This window comes from Geodermatophilus saharensis (genome assembly GCF_900188205.1).
GTDB classification, from domain to species: Bacteria; Actinomycetota; Actinomycetes; order Mycobacteriales; family Geodermatophilaceae; genus Geodermatophilus; species Geodermatophilus saharensis.
This window is the reverse complement of sequence record NZ_FZOH01000001.1, coordinates 323,595-345,408: the sequence shown is the minus strand read 5'-3', so window position 1 is coordinate 345,408 and position 21,814 is coordinate 323,595. Positions and strand designations below refer to the sequence as shown.

The 21,814-nt window shown below is 75.5% G+C and carries 19 protein-coding genes; 8 read left to right on the top strand and 11 right to left on the bottom strand.

The features are described from left to right. Positions 1 to 8: 8 nt before the first annotated feature. From CHC04_RS01730 to CHC04_RS01705, 6 genes are all read right to left on the bottom strand, one after another. On the bottom strand, positions 9 to 1,205 hold the full coding sequence (locus tag CHC04_RS01730; RefSeq protein ID WP_089402163.1) for a cell division protein PerM: 1,197 nt from the start codon (positions 1,203 to 1,205) through the stop codon (positions 9 to 11). 120 nt (positions 1,206 to 1,325) lie between these two features. Further along, a complete protein-coding gene (locus tag CHC04_RS01725; RefSeq protein WP_089402162.1) occupies positions 1,326 to 2,438 on the bottom strand; it encodes a hypothetical protein in 1,113 nt (370 codons plus the stop codon). A gap of 207 nt (positions 2,439 to 2,645) precedes the next feature. Beyond that, positions 2,646 to 3,524 carry a succinate--CoA ligase subunit alpha gene (gene sucD / locus CHC04_RS01720; RefSeq protein ID WP_089402161.1) on the bottom strand — a complete coding sequence of 293 codons (879 nt, stop codon included), beginning with the start codon at positions 3,522 to 3,524 and terminating at the stop codon, positions 2,646 to 2,648. Between the two features lie 30 nt (positions 3,525 to 3,554). Next, the gene (sucC, locus tag CHC04_RS01715) at positions 3,555 to 4,715 is read right to left on the bottom strand and encodes an ADP-forming succinate--CoA ligase subunit beta (RefSeq protein WP_089402160.1); all 1,161 of its coding nucleotides are present in this window, start codon (positions 4,713 to 4,715) and stop codon (positions 3,555 to 3,557) included. 91 nt (positions 4,716 to 4,806) lie between these two features. Beyond that, positions 4,807 to 5,175 (bottom strand): hypothetical protein, encoded by a 369-nt coding sequence (locus CHC04_RS01710; protein ID WP_089402159.1) that lies wholly within the window; start codon positions 5,173 to 5,175, stop codon positions 4,807 to 4,809. Further along, positions 5,172 to 6,281, bottom strand: coding sequence for a hypothetical protein (locus CHC04_RS01705; protein ID WP_281252178.1), 1,110 nt, complete (start codon positions 6,279 to 6,281; stop codon positions 5,172 to 5,174). Before CHC04_RS01705 ends, CHC04_RS01710 begins: the two co-directional genes overlap by 4 nt. A gap of 283 nt (positions 6,282 to 6,564) precedes the next feature. Between CHC04_RS01705 and CHC04_RS01700 the strand changes: the two genes are divergently transcribed. Both CHC04_RS01700 and CHC04_RS01695 read left to right on the top strand, forming a co-directional pair. Continuing rightward, a complete protein-coding gene (locus CHC04_RS01700) occupies positions 6,565 to 7,386 on the top strand; it encodes a lipase family alpha/beta hydrolase (protein ID WP_245816908.1) in 822 nt (273 codons plus the stop codon). Positions 7,387 to 7,581: 195 nt separating this feature from the next. Continuing rightward, a complete protein-coding gene (locus CHC04_RS01695; protein ID WP_245816907.1) occupies positions 7,582 to 8,493 on the top strand; it encodes a M23 family metallopeptidase in 912 nt (303 codons plus the stop codon). Positions 8,494 to 8,574: 81 nt separating this feature from the next. Here the strand turns inward: CHC04_RS01695 and pcrA are convergent, their stop codons facing one another. Further along, on the bottom strand, positions 8,575 to 10,869 hold the full coding sequence (gene pcrA / locus CHC04_RS01690; RefSeq protein WP_089402157.1) for a DNA helicase PcrA: 2,295 nt from the start codon (positions 10,867 to 10,869) through the stop codon (positions 8,575 to 8,577). Between the two features lie 243 nt (positions 10,870 to 11,112). Between pcrA and CHC04_RS01685 the strand changes: the two genes are divergently transcribed. From CHC04_RS01685 to CHC04_RS01670, 4 genes are all read left to right on the top strand, one after another. After that, entirely contained in the window at positions 11,113 to 11,376 is a 264-nt protein-coding gene (locus CHC04_RS01685; RefSeq protein ID WP_089402614.1) for a chorismate mutase, read from the top strand. Positions 11,377 to 11,462: 86 nt separating this feature from the next. Further along, positions 11,463 to 12,032 carry a carboxymuconolactone decarboxylase family protein gene (locus tag CHC04_RS24435; protein WP_089402156.1) on the top strand — a complete coding sequence of 190 codons (570 nt, stop codon included), beginning with the start codon at positions 11,463 to 11,465 and terminating at the stop codon, positions 12,030 to 12,032. Beyond that, positions 12,029 to 12,901, top strand: a complete 873-nt coding sequence (locus CHC04_RS01675) for an RNA polymerase sigma-70 factor (RefSeq protein ID WP_245816906.1) — start codon at positions 12,029 to 12,031, stop codon at positions 12,899 to 12,901. Before CHC04_RS24435 ends, CHC04_RS01675 begins: the two co-directional genes overlap by 4 nt. A 34-nt stretch (positions 12,902 to 12,935) precedes the next feature. Next, positions 12,936 to 13,670 (top strand): PIG-L deacetylase family protein, encoded by a 735-nt coding sequence (locus CHC04_RS01670; RefSeq protein ID WP_089402155.1) that lies wholly within the window; start codon positions 12,936 to 12,938, stop codon positions 13,668 to 13,670. Positions 13,671 to 13,727: 57 nt separating this feature from the next. Here the strand turns inward: CHC04_RS01670 and CHC04_RS01665 are convergent, their stop codons facing one another. The 3 genes from CHC04_RS01665 to CHC04_RS01655 form a co-directional block, all read right to left on the bottom strand. Next, complete coding sequence (locus CHC04_RS01665; protein ID WP_089402154.1) at positions 13,728 to 15,401, bottom strand: M28 family metallopeptidase; 1,674 nt, start codon at positions 15,399 to 15,401, stop codon at positions 13,728 to 13,730. A gap of 270 nt (positions 15,402 to 15,671) precedes the next feature. Beyond that, the gene (locus CHC04_RS01660) at positions 15,672 to 16,337 is read right to left on the bottom strand and encodes a response regulator (protein WP_176449793.1); all 666 of its coding nucleotides are present in this window, start codon (positions 16,335 to 16,337) and stop codon (positions 15,672 to 15,674) included. After that, on the bottom strand, positions 16,334 to 17,599 hold the full coding sequence (locus CHC04_RS01655; protein WP_245816905.1) for an ATP-binding protein: 1,266 nt from the start codon (positions 17,597 to 17,599) through the stop codon (positions 16,334 to 16,336). The genes CHC04_RS01660 and CHC04_RS01655 overlap by 4 nt, the downstream gene beginning before the upstream one ends. A 125-nt stretch (positions 17,600 to 17,724) precedes the next feature. Between CHC04_RS01655 and CHC04_RS01650 the strand changes: the two genes are divergently transcribed. Both CHC04_RS01650 and CHC04_RS01645 read left to right on the top strand, forming a co-directional pair. Further along, positions 17,725 to 18,618: a PspC domain-containing protein gene (locus tag CHC04_RS01650; protein ID WP_089402153.1), complete on the top strand. Its 894-nt coding sequence runs from the start codon at positions 17,725 to 17,727 to the stop codon at positions 18,616 to 18,618. Next, positions 18,611 to 18,907 carry a hypothetical protein gene (locus tag CHC04_RS01645; RefSeq protein WP_089402152.1) on the top strand — a complete coding sequence of 99 codons (297 nt, stop codon included), beginning with the start codon at positions 18,611 to 18,613 and terminating at the stop codon, positions 18,905 to 18,907. Before CHC04_RS01650 ends, CHC04_RS01645 begins: the two co-directional genes overlap by 8 nt. Before the next feature lie 72 nt (positions 18,908 to 18,979). Here the strand turns inward: CHC04_RS01645 and CHC04_RS01640 are convergent, their stop codons facing one another. Then, positions 18,980 to 21,709, bottom strand: a complete 2,730-nt coding sequence (locus CHC04_RS01640) for a PA14 domain-containing protein (protein WP_217897126.1) — start codon at positions 21,707 to 21,709, stop codon at positions 18,980 to 18,982. Positions 21,710 to 21,814 lie beyond the last annotated feature (105 nt).

Below are 21,814 nucleotides of genomic sequence, written 5' to 3'. Positions count from 1 at the left end.
GCCCGCCCTCACTCGAAGGCGCGCCAGCGGGCGACGGCCGCGGCGACGGCGGCGGCGATGCCGGCCTGGGCGGCGACGGCGAGCGCGGTGGCCACCGGCGGGGCGCCGACGTCGGCGAGCGCGCCGTCGCCCAGCGAGCCGCCGGCGACGGCGACGACGAGACCGGACGCGACGCCGAGCAGCACCCCGGCGAGCACGCCCCACAGGCCGGCCGACACCGAGCCGCCGTCGTCGTCGGTCATCCGGCGGCCGAGCACGGTCCCGGTGACCAGCCCCGCCACGGCGGGGACGGCCTGCGAGGCGAAGGCCACGAGCGGCACCGCCTGGGTGTCGGGCAGCGCGGCCAGCAGCGGCAGCGCGGGGACCGGGCCGAGGCTGACGCCGTGCACCGAGACCACGGTCGCCGAGCCGATGGCGAAGCCGGGGCCGGCCGCCATCCCGAGCGCGGCGGCGGCCGCGTTGGGCAGCAGCAGCGCGCCGAGGGCGAGCAGGCCCAGGATCCCGGCCCCCGAGCCGCCGAGGGCGCCGGCGACGGCGGCGTACCCGGTGGTGTCGGCGGCCAGGGCGACGGCGACGACCGCGCAGCACAGCCCGACCGCGGTGAGCAACCCGGCCAGCACGGCCGGCAGCGCCGGCCGCACCGGCCCGGGCAGCCGGTCGAGGACGACGTCGAGCAGGCCGCTCTCGCGCAGCACGCCCCAGCCGACGGCGAGGCCGGCGAGGACCGCGGCACCGGCCGCGCAGCGCAGCAGGTCGGTGCGCGCCCCCGGCCCGTCGACGGCGAGCGCGACCAGGACGGCCAGCAGCACGTGGGCGGCGGTCGCGGCGGCGACGACCACCCCCGCGGCGCCTGCGCCCGGCGGCTCGACCGCCCGGGCCACGCCGCGGCCGGCGCGGGCCAGCCCGACGGAGACGGCGAGGGTCAGCAGCAGCGGGGCGAGGACCAGCGGGCCGGAGGTCAGCTCCAGGCCGCCGCCGTTGGCCAGCAGCCACAGCTGACCGGCCACCCGCACCGAGCCGCCGACGGGCAGGCCCCCGGTGGGGTCGAGCGCCTGGACGACGATCAGCGCCAGGCCCAGCCCGGCCAGCCCGAGCAGGGTCACCGCGGCCGTGGCCGCGGCGGCGAGGGCCACCGGGTACCCGGCTGCGCGGGCACCGGGCCCCCGCTGCCCGGGCAGGGGCAGGCGTGTCAGCAGGGAGACCACGTCCCCACTGTCGCAAGCCCGGCCGCCGTCTGTCCGCCGCACGCGCCGGACCGACACCCGGAGGACGCCGAGGGCCGGCGGCGGCTGCCGCCGGCCCTCGGTGGAACGGGTGCGCCCGGGTCAGCCCCCGCCGTGACCGGAGGCGGTGGCACCGCCGGGACGGCCGGGGTCGGTGCCCGGCGGCGGGGTGGGCGGCTGCCCGTGCTGCGGGGCGGGCTGCCCGTAGGGACCGGACTGACCCGGCTGCGGCTGACCCGGCTGCGGCTGACCCCACGGCTGCGCCGGCTGGCCGTACTGCCCGTACGGGCCGGGGTCGGCCGACCGGCCCGGGGAGCCCGCCGACCGGCCGGGGTCGGGCGCCTGCTGGTTGGCCCACTGCGCCGCGCCGGCCAGGCCGCCGGACAGCGCCGGCCGGTTCCGCAGCTCGGGCAGCAGCCGCAGGACGGCGAAGGCGGCCACGGCCGCGGCCACGAGGAGGGCGAGCAGGCCGACGAGGCTGAACTCCCAGGACAGCGTCTGGATCCAGGCGATCAGCGTGAGCAGGAGCGCCAGACCGGTGAGCCCGACGGTGATCCAGCTGCGCGGGAAACCGAGCCGCAGGTCGGTGACCGCCGGCAGCAGCGCCCACGCGGCGGCGGCGAGGAGGAGGACGAAGGCGAGGGTGACCAGCCCGCTGAACGAGAAGCCGTTCACGTCGTACTCGTCGGAGAAGTAGTAGCCGCCGAGGTCGATCCACGGCAGGAGCGCGAGGACGAGGTAGGCCAGCGCCCCGGCCGCCACGGCGAGGTCGGCGACCTTGAGGCGCTTGGGGTCGAACCCGGCCCCGGTCGGACGTGGCCCCTGACCGGGTGCCTGACCGAACGGCGGTGGGGAGCCGTACGCCGGACCCTGGCCGTAGGGCCCCGGTGCCGGCTGGCCGTAGGGCTGCTGACCGTAGGGGGCCTGCTGACCGTAGGGGGCCTGCTGACCGTAGGGAGCCTGCTGGCCGTAGGGAGCCTGCTGGCCGTACGGGGACGGGGGGACGTACGACGGCTGGCCGTACGGGGGCTGGCCGTACGGGGGCTGGCCGTACGCCGGCTGCCCGTGCGGCTGCTGCCCGTACGCAGCCGGGTCGTACGGCGGCTGCCCGTGGGGCGCGCCGGGAGGCGGGGGCTGCTGCCCGTACCCCGGGGAACCGCCCGGACCCGGCTGCCCGGGGTCCCCGGGCTGCTGGGGCGGCTGACTGGACGTCATCGGTGGACTCTCCTCGGCACGTCGGTAGGGCGTCGCGGATGCTCTCCCCCGCCATCGTCCCCCGGCAACCTCGCCACGCCCCGCCCGGTCGCGGGGAGCCGGATCGTGACCCCGCCGCGACCGGCACCAGGGCCCCCACGCGTCGGGGGCGCCTGCGCGGTCCGGCGTGCGGACCGGGCGGGCGCCCCCGGGCGGGTCGTGCCGGACTCAGGCGCCGACGATCTCCCGCATCAGGCGGGCGGTCTCCGACGGCGTCTTGCCGACCCTGACCCCGGCGGCCTCGAGGGCCTCCTTCTTGGCCTGGGCGGTGCCGGCCGAGCCGGAGACGATCGCGCCGGCGTGGCCCATCGTCTTGCCCTCGGGGGCGGTGAACCCGGCGACGTAGCCGACGACGGGCTTGGTGACGTTGGCCGCGACGAAGTCGGCCGCGCGCTCCTCGGCGTCGCCGCCGATCTCGCCGATCATGACGATCGCCTCGGTCTCCGGGTCGTCCTGGAAGGCCTGCAGGCAGTCGATGTGCGTGGTGCCGATGACCGGGTCGCCGCCGATGCCGACGCAGGTGGAGAACCCGATGTCGCGCAGCTCGTACATCATCTGGTAGGTCAGCGTGCCCGACTTGCTGACCAGGCCGATGCGGCCCTGCTTGGTGATGTTGGCCGGGATGATGCCGGCGTTGGAGCGCCCGGGGCTGATCAGGCCGGGGCAGTTCGGGCCGATGATGCGGGTGGCCCCGCCCTGGGCGTGCGCCCAGAACGAGGTCGAGTCGTGCACCGGGATGCCCTCGGTGATGACCACCGCGAGCCCGATCTGGGCGTCGACGGCCTCGATGACGGCGGCCTTCGCGCCGGCCGGCGGCACGAAGATGACGCTGACGTCGGCGCCGGTCTCCTTCATCGCCTCGGCGACCCCGCCGAACACCGGCACGCTGGCGCCGTCGAAGTCGACGCTCTGGCCGGCCTTCTTCGGGTTGACGCCGCCGACGATGGCGGTGCCGGAGGCGAGCATGCGCTGGGTGTGCTTGCGCCCCTCCGAGCCGGTCATGCCCTGGACGATGACCTTGCTGTTCTCGTTGAGGAAGATCGACATCTCGTGAGTCCCTGTTCGGAGGAGGACGGACTAGGCGGCGAGCTCGGCGGCCCGGCGCGCGGCGCCGTCCATCGTGTCCACCAGGGTGACCAGCGGGTGGGCGGCGTCGGCGAGGATCCGCCGGCCCTCCTCGACGTTGTTGCCGTCGAGCCGGACGACCAGCGGCTTGGTCGCCTCGTCGCCGAGCAGCTGCAGCGCGTGCACGATCCCGTTGGCCACCGCGTCGCACGCGGTGATGCCGCCGAAGACGTTGACGAAGACGCTCTTCACGGCCGGGTCGGACAGGATGATGTGCAGCCCGTTGGCCATCACCTCGGCCGAGGCGCCGCCGCCGATGTCGAGGAAGTTGGCCGGCTTGACCCCGCCGAACTCCTCACCGGCGTAGGCGACGACGTCGAGGGTGCTCATCACCAGGCCGGCGCCGTTGCCGATGATGCCGACCTCGCCCTCGAGCTTGACGTAGTTGAGGTCCTTCTCCTTGGCCGCGGCCTCGAGCGGGTCGGCCGCGGCGGTGTCCTCGAGGGCCTCGTGCCCCGGGTGCCGGAAGCGGGCGTTCTCGTCGAGGGTCACCTTCGCGTCGAGGGCGAGGACCGTGCCGTCGGGCGCCTTGGCCAGCGGGTTGACCTCGACGAGCGTGGCGTCCTCCTGGCTGAACACCTCCCACAGCTGCACGGCGATGGCGATGACCTGGTCGCGCACCTCGGGGGCGAAGCCGGCGGCGTCGACGATCTCGGCGGCCTTCGCGGCGTCCACGCCGACCGTGGCGTCGACCGGGATGCGGGCCAGTGCCTCGGGGCGCTCGACGGCGAGCTGCTCGATCTCCATGCCGCCCTCGACGCTGGCCATCGCCAGGAAGGTCCGGTTGGCGCGGTCGAGGAGGTAGGAGAAGTAGTACTCCTCGGCGATGTCGCTGGCCTGCGCGACCATCACGCGGTGGGTGACGTGCCCCTTGATGTCCAGCCCGAGGATGTCCTGGGCGCGGGCCCGGGCCTCGTCGGCGTCGTCGGCGAGCTTGACGCCGCCCGCCTTGCCGCGGCCGCCGGTCTTCACCTGCGCCTTGACGACGACGCGGGTGCCGATCTCCCGCGCGATCGCCTCGGCCTGGTCGGGTGTCTCGGCCACGCCGCCGGGCAGCACGGGTACGCCGTGCGAGGCCAGCAGGTCACGCGCCTGGTACTCGAAGAGATCCACGGACAGGCACCGTAGCCCCCGCCCGACCGGCCTGCCGCACCGGCGGTGGAGGGGGTGCGACGGGTCACGGCCGCCGCGGCGACGCCGCTGGTCAGGCGGTCCCGGCACCCCGCAGCGCGGCGACGACGTCGTCGGGCGGGGTGCCGTCGGGGAACCCCAGCACACCGGCGGGCAGGCCGCCGGGGTCCCCGAGGACGAAGGCGGTGACGTCGTCGGCGCCGGCGGCGCGCAGCCGGTCGAGCAGGTCGGCGAGCAGGTCCGGAGGCGCCGCGGCCAGGCCGACGGCGTCGGCGTCCTCCTGGACGACGGTCGCGGCCAGCGGGCCGGCGGAGGCCGGGACGCCGGTCAGCACCACCTCGGCGCCGGCGTCGCGCAGCGCCCGGGCCAGCGCGACCGCGCGCGGGTCGCCCGGCCCGTCGGGCCCCGCGACCACCACCCGCAGCCGCTCGGCCCCGGTCACCCAGTGCCGGTCCGGCGCAGCCGCCAGGCGAGCACGGTGAGCAGCGCGTAGGCGGAGCCCGCGACCAGCAGCCCGGCGCCGGGGACGGTCCACTCCAGCTCGTCGGAGGCGACGGCGTCGCGCAGGCCGGACAGGCCCGCGGCGAGCACGGTCACGGCGACGGCGAGGAACCCCCCGACGGCGGCCAGCCGCGGCCGCAGCGACGGGGACAGCACCGACCCGAGGACGACCGCACCGGCGAGCAGCAGCCCGCCGAGCAGCGCCAGCCCGGGCCGCTCGAGCAGCGCCTGCGGGCCCTGCTGCTCGACGACGACCTCCAGGCCGGTGGCCGGGTCGTCGACGAGGCGGTCGGGGACGTCGGCGGCGGGCAGCGCCAGGCAGAGCACGGTGAGGACGCCGAGCAGCACCGCCGCGCCGGCCAACCCCGACCGGACGGGGTCGAGGGCGCCGCGGTCCTCCATGACGGTGCGGCTCCACACGGCGGCGGCGCAGGTGCCGGCGAGCACGGCCAGCCCGAGCGCGGCGACCGCCAGCCACCAGCCGGGGCCGGTCTCCACCGAGCTGGTCAGCACCCGCTCCCCGGCGAGCACCTCGACGCCGGGCCGCACCGTGGAGGAGCTGCCCCGGTACACCTCGATGAGCAGCGCGCCCAGCGCCAGCGGGCCGCCGACGCCGGCGTAGGCCAGCCCGAACCGCGGTACCCGGCCGGCGGCCAGACCGGCTCCGACGGCGACCGAGGTGACCGGCACGACCAGGCCCACGAGGACCCCGCCGAGCCCCCCGCCGAGCGTCAGCTCGCGGTCGCCGACGACCAGGTAGGGAGGGAACAGCGCGGCCAGGCCGGCGAGGCCGGCGAGCACGAGGAGGACGCCGGCGACCCGGGCGGTGCGGGGGACGTCACCGACGACGAGGCCGTCGGCGGGGACCGGCTGCCCGGCGGACCGGCCCCGGGCGGACGGGACCCGGCCGTCGGCGGCGACGCCGCCCGCGCCGCGCCGGTCGGGCCGGGCCGCGGCGGCGGGTCGCCGGTCACCGCCGGCCGTGGCGCGCCGCGCGGTCGCGCCGCGGGACCGGTCGTTCCGGGTGGTGCGGTCCGGGCCGGCCACGGGTCCCCCTTCGTCGTCGAGCAGTGTGGAGCGCCACTTCGTCGAGATGTGTCACAGAACGGCGTCGATCTCGTCGAGACGCGGCATCCCGCCGTGTGACCGCCGCCACACGGGGGCATTACCGTCCTGTGAACGGAGCACGGCGGAGTGCTCCGGCCGCCGACGGGACCCCACCCGTTCCGGGCCGACGAACGGGGAGGGCACGTCCATGCACACGACCGCCGGCCCGGGGTCCTGTCCAGAGTCGCACACGGCGGCGCCCTCTCCGGGGACGTCACGGGGCGTGCTGCGAGCCCTCGCGACGCCGGCGACGGTGACCGGCGGGCTGACCGAGCTGGCGTGGGTGGGCGCGCACGTGCTCATGTACCCGCTGGGCACGTGGACCGAGGTGCTGCGGCCCGACGAGCGCTGCCGCCCCGGCGAGCAACCGCCCGGCGTGCGTGCCCTGTTCGCCGCCGACCCGCTGGCCGCCCGCATCCCGGTCCTGCTCGTCCACGGCCTGGTCGACAACCGCTCGGTGTTCACGCTCATGCGCCGCGGCCTGCGCCGCCGGGGCTTCGCGCAGGTCTGCACCTGGAACTACAGCCCGCTGCTGGGCGACGTCGCCCAGGGCGCCCGCGACCTCGGCGAGCACGTCGAGCGGATCTGCGCCCGGACCGGGCACGACCGCGTGCACGTCGTCGGCCACAGCCTCGGCGGCCTCATCGCCCGGCACTACGTCCAGCTGCAGGGCGGCGGCCGCCGCGTGGAGTCGCTGGTCACCCTGGGCACCCCGCACGGCGGGTCGGTGCTGGCGCACCTGCTGCCGACGCCGATGGTCCGCCAGCTGCGGCCGGGCTCGCCGGTGCTGCAGGAGCTCGCCGCGCCGGCGCCGGACTGGGACACCCGCATGACCGCCGTCTACAGCGACCTCGACCAGCTGGTCCTGCCCACCCGCAACGGCCGGTGCGACCACCCCGACCTGCGGGCGCGCAACGTGCTCGCCCGGGGCATCGGGCACATGTCGCTGCCCCACCACCGCGGCGTCGTCGACGAGGTGGCGGCCACCCTGGCCGGGCTGCGGCCGGCCGCCGCGCCGACGCCGGTGCCCGCGGCGGTCGCCTGACCGCCCTGCTCGCGCGGTCGGTCGACTCGGCGACACGCGCGGCGGGTTCCCCCGCCGCGACCTGACGCAACGTTACGGTCCGATCACGGAGCCGGTACCCACCGGCGGGCGCCTCCCGGGCGCCTCCACCGCCGTCGCTCCCCCGACGGACCGCTGCACCCGGCGGCCCCGGGAGCGTGGACGAAGGGGATCTCGGTGACCGCGCTCGTGGAGCCCGCGGCCGGCCGCGCGCCGGCCGAGCCCGAGGCGACCGGCCGGATCCCCGGCCTGCGGCCGGTGGCGCCGGTGCCTCCGGCCGCCGTCCTGCCGGCGCGGACCACCCGCCGCGCCCCGGCCGCCTCCGGGACCGACGCCCCCGCCGCTGCGGAGGCCACCTCCGAGGCCGAAGCCCCCGGGTCCGAAGCCCCCGGGTCCGAAGCCCCCGGGTCCGGCGCCTCCCGGGCCGCCGCACGCCGCTCCGTGCGGCGGCCGCCCGGTCGCCGCGGCGCGCTGTGGCTGGCGGCCCTGGTCGTCGGCGCGGTCGTGGCCGCCGTCCCCGGCTTCACCGGCAGCACCGCCGGCCCCGTCACCGCCAGCGCCGCCGACTACGGGCTGGGCGCCGCCGACCTCGGGTTCACCGGCGACATGGACGACGCCGGCGTCCGGCAGGGCATCACCCAGGCCGAGGCCGCCGTCCGGCTGTCCGAGCTCGCCGCCTCCCGCGCCGCCCGCGAGCCGGAGACGGTGCTGCCGACGTCGGGCCGGATGACCACCTGCTTCTGCATGCGCTGGGGCTCGATGCACTACGGCATCGACCTCGCCGCCCCGCTCGGCACGCCGATCTTCGCGGCCACCGACGGGGTCGTGCTGCGGGCCGGCCGTGCCTCCGGCTACGGCAACGCCGTCTACATCCAGGACGCCGACGGCAACGTGCACGTCTACGGGCACATGCGCTACTACGACGTCGCGGCCGGCGACATCGTGCACGCCGGCGACCAGATCGCGAAGGTCGGCAACGAGGGCCAGTCCACCGGCCCGCACCTGCACTACGAGATCCACCGCGGGGGCATGACCGGCCGGCCGATCGACCCCGAGGAGTTCCTCGCCGAGCGCGGCGTCACGGTCTGATCCGTCGGATCGCGGGCGTTCCTCCCGCTCTGCCGGTGCTGCTGCACCGGCAGAGCGCGAGGAACGCCCGCAGAGCCCGCGCTACAGCTTGACGAGGGGGGCGTAGCGCAGCACGAGCCGCTTGGTGCCGCCGGAGCCGAAGTCGACCGTGGCCTGCGCCTTGTCGCCGGCGCCGTTGACCTCGACGACCGTGCCCAGCCCGAACGCGTCGTGGCTGACGCGGTCGCCGACCTCGACGGCGATGACCGCCCGGTTGCCCCGGCCGCCGCGGAGCCCGCCCGTGGACAGCCCGGTGGCCGCCACCCGCTGCTGCGCCGACGAGCCGGTGCTCGGCGACGGCGTCGGGTCGGTGCGGGCCCAGTGCACCGCGTCGGAGGGCAGCTCGTCGAGGAACCGCGACGGCGGGTTGTAGGCCGGCTGCCCCCAGCTGGTGCGCACGGTGGCGCGGGAGAGGAACAGCCGCTGCTCGGCCCGGGTGATGCCGACGTAGGCCAGCCGGCGCTCCTCCTCCAGCTCGCGCGGGTCGCCGAGCGCCCGCAGGTGGGGGAAGACGCCGTCCTCGAGGCCGGTGAGGAACACGACCGGGAACTCCAGGCCCTTGGCCGTGTGCAGCGTCATCAGCGTGACGACGCCGGCCTCGTCACCGGTGACGGGGATCTGGTCGGCGTCGGCTACCAGCGACACCTGCTCGAGGAAGTCGGTGACCGTGCCGCCGGGGTTGGTGGCCTCGAACTCCGCGGCCACCGAGATGAGCTCGTTGAGGTTGTCGACGCGCCCCTCGTCCTGCGGGTCGCTGCTCGCCTCCAGCTCGGCGAGGTAGCCGGTGCGGTCGAGGATGCTCTCCAGCAGCGCGGCCGGTCCCGAGCCGGTCTCGACCAGCCGCTCGAACTCCTCCAGCAGCGCGACGAAGTCCTGCAGCGCCTTCAGCGAGCGCGGCGCCAGCGTGGTGATCTCCGGGCACCGGCGCAGCGCGGTGGCGAACGCGATCCGCTCCCGGTCGGCGAACTGTTCGATGCAGGACTCCGCCTTGTCGCCGATGCCGCGCTTGGGGGTGTTGATCACCCGGCGCAGGCTGACGACGTCGGCCGGGTTGGCGACCACCCGCAGGTAGGCCAGCGCGTCGCGGACCTCCTTGCGCTCGTAGAAGCGCACCCCGCCGACGACCTTGTAGGGCATGCCGACGCGGATGAACACCTCCTCGAACACCCGGGAGGCGTTGTTGGTCCGGTAGAAGACGGCGATGTCGGCGGGCCGGGCCTTCCCCGCGTCGACCAGCGCGTCGATCTGCTCGGCGACCCACGCGGCCTCGTCGTGCTCGTTCTCGGCGACGTAGCCCTCGATGAGCTCGCCGTCACCGGCGTCGGTCCACAGGTTCTTCGCGCGGCGGCCGGTGTTCTTGGCGATGACGGTGTTGGCCGCCTTGAGGATCCGCTGCGTGGAGCGGTAGTTCTGCTCGAGCAGGATCGTCGTGGCCTGCGGGTAGTCGCGCTCGAACTCGTCGATGTTGCGGATCGTGGCGCCGCGGAAGGCGTAGATCGACTGGTCGGCGTCACCGACGACGCACAGCTCCGCCGGCGGGACGGGGCCCTCCCCCGTGCCCACCAGCTCCCGGACGAGCACGTACTGCGCGTGGTTGGTGTCCTGGTACTCGTCGACCAGCACGTGGCGGAACCGGCGGCGGTAGTGCTCGGCGACGTCGGGGAAGGCCTGCAGCAGGTTGACCGTGGTCATGATCAGGTCGTCGAAGTCCAGCGCGTGCGCCTCCCGCAGCCGCCGCTGGTAGAGCGTGTAGGCCTCCTTGAGCACCTTCTCCGGCGCCGTCTCCGGGCTGAAGGACTCCTCGTCGACGAGCTCGTTCTTCAGGTTCGACACCTGCGCGGCGAGACTGCGGCCGGGGTAGCGCTTCGCGTCGAGGTCGAGGTCGCGGGCGACCATCGTCATCAGCCGCACGGAGTCGCCCTGGTCGTAGATGGTGAACGACGACTTCAGGCCGAGCTTGGCCGCCTCGGCGCGCAGGATGCGCACGCACATGGAGTGGAACGTCGACACCCACATGGCGCGGGCGCGCGGGCCGACCAGCTGGGCCACCCGCTCCTTCATCTCGCCGGCGGCCTTGTTGGTGAACGTGATCGCCAGGACCTCGCCGGGCTGCACCCCCCGGGCGCCCAGCAGGTAGGCGATGCGGTGGGCGAGCACCCGCGTCTTGCCCGACCCGGCGCCGGCGACGATGAGCAGCGGACCGCCCTCGTGGACGACGGCCTGACGCTGGGGGCCGTTGAGCCCGGCCAGCATGCGGTCCAGTTCCCGGCCGGCCGAGCCGGGGGCGGAACGCTGGAGCGCGGCGGTTCCGGGGAGGGCCTGCTGCACGCTGCTCATAGACACACCACTGTAGTTCGGGCGGGCGACGATCCCGTCCGCCGTGGCGGGTCCCGGCGGCGCTGTGGCACACTCCCCGACGTGCTGCTCACCACCGTCAGCTTTTCCTACGGGCACCGGGTTCCGGTGTCCGTCGCCGCCGGCTGAGCAGCCGCCGCAACGAACGCCCCGGGCCCGAGGAGCCCGGGGCGTTTGTCGTTCTCGGGGTCCCACGGCCTCCCGCCGCCGCACCAGGAGACCGAGATGAGCGCCACCCTCACCCCCGCCGACGACCGCATCGCCGAGCTGCGGGACGAGATCGACGCCTGTGACGCCGAGCTGATCCGGCTCGTGCAGCGCCGGCTGGCCGTGTCGCAGGAGATCGGCGAGCTGCGCCGCGCCACCGGCGGCACCCGGCTGTCGCTGTCGCGCGAGCAGCAGGTGCTCGCCCGCTTCCAGGACGCGCTGGGCCCCGACGGCGCCGCGCTCGGGATGCTGCTGCTGCGCCAGGGCCGCGGCCGCCTCTGAGGAGCTCCGTGGCCCCGCCGCCGCCGGTGTCACGTCGCGGGCGGCTGCGTCGTCTCCATGGACACCCCCACGGAGAGGACACCGCCATGACCGAGACCCGCACCGCCCGCATCCCGCTCGACCCGCCGCGCACCCTCCTCACCCGCGCGGTGGACGCGTACTCCCGCCGCCGGTTCGGCGCGACGCTCACCCCCGCGGCCGCCATGGGGCACCACCCGCGGCTGCTGCTCACCCAGATGCGCCACGAGCAGGCGCTGGCGCGGTGGAACCGGCTGGACCCCACCCTCAAGACGCTCGCGGTCATGTCGGCGGCGGTGACGGTCGGCTGCTCCTGGTGCGTGGACTTCGGGTACTGGGTCACCGTCCAGGAGGGCATCGACCCCGCCAAGCTCCGCGCCGTGCCCACCTGGCGCGACAGCGACGTGCTCACCGACCTCGAGCGCCGGGTGGTGGAGTACGCCGAGGCGATGAGCACCACGCCGATGGGCGTCACCGACGAGATGGTCGCCGCGCTGCGCCGCGACCTCGACGACGCCGCCCTGGTCGAGCTGACGACGATGGTCGCCGTGGAGAACAGCCGGTCGCGCGCCAACAGCGCCCTGGGGCTGCACAGCCAGGGCTTCAGCGACCGCTGCGAGATCCCGGCCCGCGCGTGAGCGACCCGCTGCCGGCGTTCGACGCCCACCGGCGGCTGCTGTTCGCCGTCGCCTACCAGATGCTGGGCAGCGTCGCCGACGCCGAGGACGTCGTGCAGGACGCCTGGCTGCGCTGGTCGGCTGCCGACCGCGGCGACGTCGCCGACCCCCGCGCCTACCTGGTGCAGGTCACCACCCGGCTGGCCCTGGACCGGCTCGGCTCCGCCCGCGCGCGGCGGGAGACCTACGTCGGCCCCTGGCTGCCCGAGCCGCTGCTGACCGGCCGCGGCGGCGACCCGGCCGACGACGCCGTGCTCGGCGACGAGGTGTCGCTGGCGCTGCTCGTCGTCCTGGAGAGCCTGTCCCCTGCCGAGCGCGCCGTCTTCGTGCTGCGCGAGGTGTTCGGCGTGCCGGCCGCGGAGGTCGCCGCCACCCTCGGCCGCTCCGAGGCCGCGGTCCGGCAGATCGGGCACCGCGCCCGGGAGCACGTGGCGGCCCGCCGGCCGCGCTTCGACGCCGATCCGCGGGCCCACCGCGAGGTGACCGAGCGGTTCCTGGCCGCCTGCCTCGGTGGCGACGTCGACGCACTGCTGGCCGCCCTCGCCCCCGGCGCGGTGCTGGTGACCGACGGCGGCGGCCGGGCGCGGGCGGCGCTGCGGCCGATCACCGGCGCGGACAAGGTCGCCCGCTTCCTCGCGGCGGTCGTCCGGGAGGGGGCGTCGCTGCCGGGGCTGCGGATGGGCCTGGCGGAGGTCAACGGCCGCCCGGGCGTGGTCGCGGAGACCGACGCCGGGCCCTACGTGGCGGTGTCGCTGGTGGTCACCGGCGGGCTGGTCGAGCAGGTCCTCGTGGTGCTCAACCCCGAGAAACTGGCCGGCCTGCGGAGGTGAGGCGCGGCCGAGGCCGCTCAGTAGGCTCCGCCGGGTGACCGCGCCCCCGCCCCGGAAGCCCGCCGAGCACGTCGAGCGCGCCCTGTGCGTCCTCGCCCACCCCGACGACGTCGACTTCGGCAGCGCCGGGACCGTCGCCACCTGGACGGCCGCGGGCACCGAGGTCACCTACTGCATCGTCACCGACGGCGACGCCGGCGGGTTCGACGACACCCCCCGCGACCGGATGGGCCCGCTGCGGCGGGAGGAGCAGCGCGCCGCCGCGGCCGCCGTCGGCGTCACCGACGTCCGGTTCCTCGGCTACCCCGACGGCCGGCTGGAGCTGACCCTCGACCTGCGCCGCGACATCTCCCGGGTGATCCGGCAGGTGCGGCCGCAGCGGGTGCTCACCAGCTCGCCGGAGCGGTTCTACGAGCGGATCGGGGCCAGCCACCCCGACCACATGACCGTGGGCGAGTCGACGCTGCGCGCGGTCTACCCCGACGCCCGCAACCCCTTCGCGTTCCCGGAGCTGCTCGCCGACGAGGGGCTGGAGGCGTGGACGGTGGCGGAGGTGTGGCTGGGCGCGAGCCCGCGGGCCGACCACGCCGTCGACGTCACCGACGTCGTGGAGCTGAAGTTCGCCGCGCTGAAGAGCCACGTGTCGCAGGTCGCCCACGTCGAGGACCTCGAGGGGTGGCTCACCGGCTGGATGGCGCAGACCGCCCGCCGCTTCGGCCTGCCCGAGGGGCGCCTGGCCGAGGCGTTCCACGTCGTCCACACCGCCTGACCGGCTCCGGACGCGGAACGGGGCCGGCCCCGGAGGACCGGCCCCGCACCTCGGCTGTCAGGCGGCGTGCTGGTGGCCCAGCCCACCGCCCTCCTCGGCGAACGTGCCCTCGGGGCCGGCGGGCGCCGGCAGCTCGAAGGGCCGGCCGGGGACCCGCTTGCCCGGCACGCCGTTCACGCTCTCCGTGGAGTACGCGAACGTCAGCATCGCGAAGGCGACCAGGTCGCTGTTGACCTCCAGCGCGTGCTCGTCGAGGTTGGTGATGTCGTCGCAGGCCTCGTGGTAGCACGGGTCGAACTGCTCCCCGGCCGTGCCGCCCCAGATCGCCACCTGCGCCTCGGTCTTCAGCACCTCGGCACCGGTGAACAGGCCGCCCGCGGGGATGCCGGCCTCGATGAAGGCCTGGTAGTCGCTCCGGGCGTCGAACGCGGTGTCGTCGTACGGCTCGCCCACGAGCGTGTAGTACGACTCGTACACGTCCTCGATGGCCTCGGAGCCCTCGGGGATGGTGACGCCCTCCGGTGCCGGGAACGTCGACTCGTCGGCGTCGTACACCATGAAGATGTAGTTGGGCGAGCCGATCATGTCGTAGTTCATGTAGAGGGCGATGCGGTCCTGCTCCGCCTGGGACAGCCCCTCGACGTAGTCCGTCGAGCCGACCAGCCCCTGCTCCTCGGCGGCCCAGAAGCCGAACCGCAGCGTGTTCTGCGGGTGCGAGTTGGCCATGAGCAGCGCCGTCTCGAGCAGCGCGGCGGTGCCGGAGCCGTCGTCGTTGATGCCCGGCCCCTCGGTGACGCTGTCGAGGTGCGCGCCGGCCATCACGACGTTGTCGGGGTTCTTGCCCGGCAGCTCGGCGATCACGTTGTAGTCGGTGCGCGTCTCGGCGGGCAGGACGTTCACGTACGCCGTCGAGCCCTCCTCGGCCAGCGCGACGCCGTCGGCGTAGCTCGCACCGACCACCGGGATGCCGTGGGTGACCGGTCCGGGCGCCCCGGGGATCGGCTCGTCGACGCTCGTGGCGTCGGCGACGATCAGCTCTTCGCGCTCCGGGGTGTTGCCCTGGTTGAAGATGACCACGGCCTCGGCACCGGCCTGCTCGGCGTAGTAGGCCTTCGTCCCGAAGAAGCAGGTGCCGCGCTGCACGAGGGCGATGTCGGCTGTCCCGCTCCAGTCGAAGCCGGCGAAGTCCTCCGGCTCGCAGCCGCTGGTCGACACCGCGTCCTCGCCGGTCTCCAGGTTGATGTCGATCGCGTAGACCTGGCCCTCCACCTCGCCGGAGCCGCTGCCGGTGAACACGCCGGTCTCGTAGTCGGCCTCGACGGGGGTGAGCTGGCGGAGCTCGGCGGGGAAGTTGAAGGTGATCTCGACCGGGTCGAGCGTCACCTCGTACCCGGCGTCCTCGAGCAGGCTCGACACGTACTCGACACTGGCCGCATATCCCTCGGTCCCGGCGGCTCGGGTCCCCGGGTACACCGGGTCGTCGCTCTTCGTGGCGATGTCCTGGAGAGCCTGGAGGTGCTCCATGACCCCCTCCAGGGTCATGCACTCCAGGAGCTTGTCGTAGGTGTTGTTGCTGCGGTGCTCGCACCCACCGCCGCCGTGGGGCCCGCCCCCGCCGGGTGCCGCGACCGCAGCGGTCGCGGGCAGCGCGAGCGCCACCAGCAGCCCGCCCGCTCCCGCGGCGAGGACCCTCGTGCCGGTCCGCGCCGACCCCGTCCGCCGATCTCCCATGCCGTTTCCTCTCGTCCGGCCCGCCGGGCACCAGTGACCGACGGACGCGTTCCGGTTTCGGACGCGGGTGAGGATGGCCCGGGCGGGACGGGCGGTACAGGGGCCGTCACCGACGGGTGCCGGAGGTGGTGGCGGTCTGGGAGGTCCCTGGGAGACCGCTGGGAGCCCTCCCCGCCAGCGCAGATGACGGAGTGTGACGCGGGACACGCCTCGCCCGCCGGTCTCACGGTCGGTCACCGCGAGAGGACGGTCAGCTGACCCTCCCGCGGCTCAGAGGAGCCGGTTGGTGGCCGCCCAGCGGGTGAGCTCGTTGCGGTTGGACAGCTGCAGCTTCCGCAGCACGTTCGACGCGTGCGACTCGACGGTCTTCACCGAGATGAACAGGCGCGACCCGATCTCCCGGTAGGTGTACCCGCGCGCCAGCAGCTGCATGACCTCGCGCTCGCGGGCGCTGAGCAGGTCCAGCCCGGGGTCGGTGGCCGGGTCCTCCGGCTGCGCCGACGGGGAGGTCGCGGCGAACGCGTCGAGCACGAAGCCGGCCAGCCGGGGGCTGAAGACGACGTCGCCCTCGGCCACCCGCTGCACCGCGGCGACCAGCTCGGGGCCGGAGATGGTCTTGGTGACGTAGCCGCGGGCGCCGGCGCGGATGACCGCGATGACGTCCTCGGCGGCGTCGGACACCGACAGCGCCAGCCACCGCACCCCCGGCAGCTCGCCGCGCAGCGCCTCGAGCACCGCGCGGCCCCCACCGCCGGGCAGGTGGACGTCGAGCAGGACCACGTCGGGGACGGCGGCGCGGATGCCGGCGATCGCCGAGTCGGCGTCGGCGGCCTCCCCGACGACGGTCACCGCGTCGCCGAGCTCGTGGCGCACGCCCGCCCGGACCATCGCGTGGTCGTCGACCAGGAAGACCGACGGGCGCTGCGGTGCGCTCACGCGGCGTCCTCGCGCGGCAGCACGAGCTCGACCTCGGTGCCCTCGCCCGGCGCGGACCGGACCGTCGCCGTCCCGCCGAGCCGGATCACCCGGGAGGTCACCGAGTCGCGCAGCCCGCGCCGGTCGGCCGGCACCGTGGCGGGGTCGAACCCGGCGCCGCGGTCGCGGACGAACACCGACACCTGCGCCGGGGTCACCTCGGTGTAGAGGTCGGCGGAGGAGACGCCGGCGTGCTTGGCCGCGTTGACCAGCGCCTCGCGGGTGGCGGCGCCCAGCGCGGCGAGGGCGTCGTCGACCGGGGCGTCGCCGACGACGACCGGGTCGACGGTGAGCGCGTGGTCGCCCTCCACCTCGGCGACCATGTCCGACACCAGGCCCGCCCAGGTGCCGCCGGCCGCGGTCCGCGGCTCGTAGAGCCAGGTGCGCAGCTCGCGCTCCTGGCTGCGGGCCAGCCGGGCCACGGCCTGCTGGTCGCCGGCGTGCCGCTGGATGAGCGCGAGGGTCTGCAGCACCGAGTCGTGCAGGTGGGCGGCGACGGCGGCCCGCTCCTCCGAGCGGATGCGCGCGGTGCGCTCCACCTCGCGGGAGTCGAGCAGGCGCCGCCAGAACGGCGCGGTGGCCAGCACCACGCCGACGAGGATGACCACGGTGGCGACGAAGCCGTTGCGGGCGGCGGCCAGCTGGCCGGTGGTGGCCAGCAGCAGCACCACGCCGATGGCGGCCAGCAGCGCCCCGCCGGCCAGCACCCAGCGGACGCCGGGCCGGGCGAGGGTGCGGTCGGTGTCGAGCTGCCGCCAGATGACGGCCAGCCCGCCGGCGACCAGCAGCAGCGGGCCGATGAGCTCGCTGCTGCCCCAGGTGGCCAGGTTGGTGACCAGCACCAGCGCGCCGAGCCCGAGCAGCACCATGGCGGCGGTCTGCCGGCGGCTGGGCTGGGGTGCCACGTCCTGGCCGGTCTCGCCCAGCGGCATGAAGAACCACAGCACCGGATAGACGACGAGACCGACGCCGGTCACGGCGAGCGCGAGGAACAGCGCCCGCACGAGGAGGGGGTCGGCGCCCAGGTGCGCCGCCGTCCCCGCCGCGACGCCGGCCAGCATCCGGCCCGAGCGGGGGCGCACCAGCGGCGGCCGCCCGGACGGGGCGGCGACGGCGGGGGCCGCGGCCGGCACCGGCGCGGGCGGGGCGGGCGGGGTGGCCGGAGCGGCCGGGGCGGTCGCACCGGACGGCTCCCCCACGGGGGTGGACACGGTCCTGGTCACGATGACGATCGTCGCACCACGCGGACCCTCCCCGGTACCGGGAGGACCCCGGACGGGCAGGACCAGGGTCGGATGGGGGCCTTCCCCGATGTCCCGCGGGCCGCGGCGTCGGCACGCTCTGTGCCATGACCGCTCCCTTCCCTCCCGAGGCCCCGCTCGTCGGCGGCCCACCCCCGCCCGGACCGGCCGCCCGTCCGACCCTGCGGCGCAGCCGCACCGACAAGGTCGTCGGCGGTGTCGCCGGCGGCCTGGCCGAGTACAGCGGCGTCGACCCGCTGCTGTGGCGGGTCGGCTTCGTCGCCCTGACCCTCGCCGGCGGCACCGGCATCGCCGTCTACCTGCTGCTGTGGCTGCTCATGCCGGCCGGCCCGCGCCACCCCGCCGCGGCAGGCGCGCCCGCCGCGCCGCCGGGGCCGCGCTCCCCCGTCGCCGGGATCACCGTCGCCGGGCTGCTGATCGTCGTCGGCCTGATGGTGCTCGTCACCCGCTACACCGGCCTCGACCTCGGTCCGCGCGGCTTCCTCGCCGGGGCGCTGCTGGTGGTCGGGCTCGGTCTGGTCGCCTCGGCCTTCAGCCGGGGCCGGGCACCGCGCGGCGGGCTGATCGCGCTCGGCTCGGTGCTCACCCTGGCGCTGCTGTTCACCTCGTCGGTGTCGGCCTGGACCGACGGCCACGGCGGGGTCGGCGATCGCGAGTACCACCCCGACTCGGTCGAGGAGATGCGCGCCGTCTACGACCTGGGGGCCGGGAACATGGAGATCGACCTGGGTGGGATCGACGCCGACGACCTCGACGGTCAGGAGGTCCGCGTCGACCACGGCCTGGGCGACCTGGAGATCACGGTGCCCGAGGACGCCGACGTCCGGGTCGTCCTCGAGCAGGGCGTCGGTGAGGCGGAGCTGTTCGGGGAGACCACCGGTGAGGGTGGCTACTTCCGCGCGGAGGACGGCGACGGCCGGCCCGAGCTGGTCCTGACGATCCACCACGGAGCCGGTGACCTGGAGGTGTCCCGTGCCTGACTACAGCGAGTTCCCCACCACCCCCACCGCCTGGCAGGAGCGCGCGCTCGCCGACGCCTGGCAGCACCCGAGCGCCCTGGAGGTGCCGGAGCCGCCCCGCCGCCGTCGTCCCGACCTGGTGGCCCTGGTCCCCGGCGCCGTCTTCACGGTCCTGGCGCTGGTCTTCCTCGCCGGGGTGACCCTCCCGCTGGGCTTCCTCGCCGACGGCGGCCTGCTGTGGCTGCTGCTGGTGGGCGCCGGCGTGGGCCTGCTGGTGAGCGAGCTGCGCAAGGCGCGCCGCAGGCGCTGACCCGGACGGGGAGGGACGGGACGAGGGCCCGGGGAGCGACGGCTCCCCGGGCCCTCGTCCGTCAGCGGCGGGTCAGGTCCACGTCACCCGGGCCGACGCCTGCCCCGTCCTCTCGTAGTGCTCGACCCGGACCTCGTGCGTCCCCTCGGTCAGGGTGAGCGTCGCCGAGCCGGTGCCGCCGGTCGCCCAGCGGTCGATCCGCAGCTGCCCGTCGACGTACACGCGGATCCCCTCGTCACCGGTCGCGGTGAAGGTGTGCGGACCGGCGGTGAAGGAGAAGACGCCGGTCCAGCGCGACGAGAAGTTGTTCTGCCCGGCCCCCGGCGGCCCGCCGGTCCCCCAGTTGCGGTCCAGCGGCGCCGCCTCGCAACCGGTCGACACCGGGGTGCCCGACAGGGTGCGGTTGGAGAAGTACTGCGCCCGGTACTGGCCGGGCGCGCACGTGGCCCGGTACGCCGCCGTGTAGGTGACCGCGGTCGCCCCGACGGTGACCTGGTGGGTCTGCGCCCCGCCGTCGGACCAGGAGGCGAACTCCTGCAGCACCCCCGCCGACGTCTGCGGTGACGGGGCGGACAGGCTGGTGGTCGCGCCGACGATGAGCGTGGCGGTGAACGGGGTGGCCGCCGTCCTGGTCCCGAGGGTGGCCTGCAGGCCGGCGGGCTGCGTGGCCACGGTGACCTGGGTGGTGCGCGGCTGCAGGTCCCGCGTGACCGTGGCCGTCCGCCCCGCCGCGTCGGTCGCGGTGAGCCGCAGCTGCAGGTACGCGGGGTACTCGTGGTCCGGTGCCGCGATGGAGGCGCCGGACACCCCCGTCCAGGTCTGCAGCGGGTGGTCGTGGCAGTCCGCGGGGCAGTGCTTGAGCACCATCTCCCACCGCAGCGCGCTCGCCGGGAGCGGCTGGCCGGCGGCGTCGGTCGCCGATCCGGCGAAGGTGATCGTCTCGCCGACCTGCCAGGTCGTCCCCGCCGCCGGGGTGCTGATCTGCGGGACCGGGTTCCCGGTCGCCGGTGCCGTGGACCAGTTCAGCTTGGCGACCGCGGCGCCGCCGGTCTCGAACCACTCGACCCGCACCTGGTGGGCGCCGGCGGTCAGCGGCCGGACGCCGGTGAACGTCGTCGCCGGCTGGTCCTGCCACTGGTCGATCACCGTGGTGCCGTCGACCGCGACCCGGATGCCGTCGTCGCTCACGGCGGTGAAGGTGGTGTCGCCGGCCGCGAAGTCGAACGTGCCGGTCCAGCGGGCCGAGAAGTTGTCCGGGCCGACGCCGGCCGGGGCACCGGTGCCCCAGTCGTGGTCCAGCGGCGCGGCCTCGCAGGCGGTGACCGCCGGCGTGCCCGTGAGCGTCTTGTTCGCGAAGTACTCGGCCAGGTACTGCCCGGCCGGGCAGGTCGTCGGCCCCGGGGTGGTCCCGCCGTAGACCACCCGCCGGATGGTCCCGCCGTTGAGGTCGGCGTAGAAGAGCTCACCCTGCGGCGAGAGCTCGAGGTCGACGGGGCCGGCGGCGCCGGTGATGAACGGACGCGCCTTCAGGCGGTCGGGCAGGCCGTCGGTGCCCTTGGTCATCACCCAGATGCAGTTGCGCGAGTAGTCGGAGAAGAACAGCGCGCCGTCGTACTCGGCCGGGTAGGGGCCGCCCGCGTAGAACTGGAACGAGACGCCGGAGGTCGACGAGCCGCGGGTCACGTTGCAGTTGTCGTTGGCGTTGAGCGGCTGACCGTGCCGGTACGGGTAGTAGGGCGCGGTGACGGCCGACGTCCCCTGGGCGTAGAGGTCCTCGCACACCTTGAGGTCGAGCCCGTCGTAGGCGGGCTGGCGGTCGTTGCCCTCGTAGCAGGGCCAGCCGAAGTTGCTGACCCCGGAGGTCGGGGCCGCGAGGCGGTCGATCTCCTCGAAGGTCCCCCACCCGACGTCGCCGATCCACAGCTCGTCGGTGCCGGGGCGCTGGGTCATGCGGAAGGGGTTGCGCAGGCCGTGGGCGACGATCCGGCGTGCGTTGGGGTCGGCCGCCGACGCGTTGGGGTTGTCCGGCAGGGCCGCGCCGGTGTCCGGGGACACGCGGATCACCGTGCCGTCGAGCGAGACCGGGTCCGCCGGGGTCCGCAGGTCCTGGGACCGCAGCGCGCCGCCCTCCGCGGTCGGCGGCGTCATGGCCCCGCCGACGCCACCCGGCGGGTCGCCGCAGGGGTTGACCGGGCTGCCGTCCTGGCCGTAGTCGGCGAAGTCGAAGCTGGCGCCGTCCCCGCCGGAGGCGTAGAGCGCCCCGTCGCGGCCGAAGACGAGGTCGCCGGTGCTGTGGCTGGGGTACTGCTGGCACCAGTCGTGCACCAGGTCCTGCTTGGTGGTCGTCGTGCCGGTGAGCGTCAGCTTCACCAGCTTGCCGCTCACCACGCAGCCGTCGCTGGTGGCGCCGGGCGGGCTCGGGCAGGGGTCGCTGTCGGCCCCCGCCGTCCCCCAGCGCGGTGCCGTCCCGCCGATCGGCCCGTCGAAGGTGTAGAGCGCGTAGAGGTAGGGCCGGGTCGGGAACCCCGGGTCGATCGCCAGCCCGAGCAGCCCGCGGTCCCAGAAGTTGTGGACCTCGGTGCGCAGGTCGGCGACCTGGGTGGCGCTGGTGTCACCCACCCCGTCGAACATCTGGATGGTGCCGCGCTTCTCGGCGACGAAGACCCGGCCGTCGGGGGCGAAGCGGACCGCGGTCGGGTTGACCAGACCGCTGAACGCGGTGGTGTCGCTGAACCCCGGTTGCGGTGCCGCTGCCGCCGGCGTCGCCGACGGCAGGACCACTGCCAGACACGCGGAGAGCACGAGGAGCAGGGCCGCGGCCAGGACCCCCGCTCCGCGTCCCGTCCGCCGCGCGCGTGCAGCCCAGCCGTCCATGGCGACCCCCGTGTCCCTCCGGGCCCGCTCGTG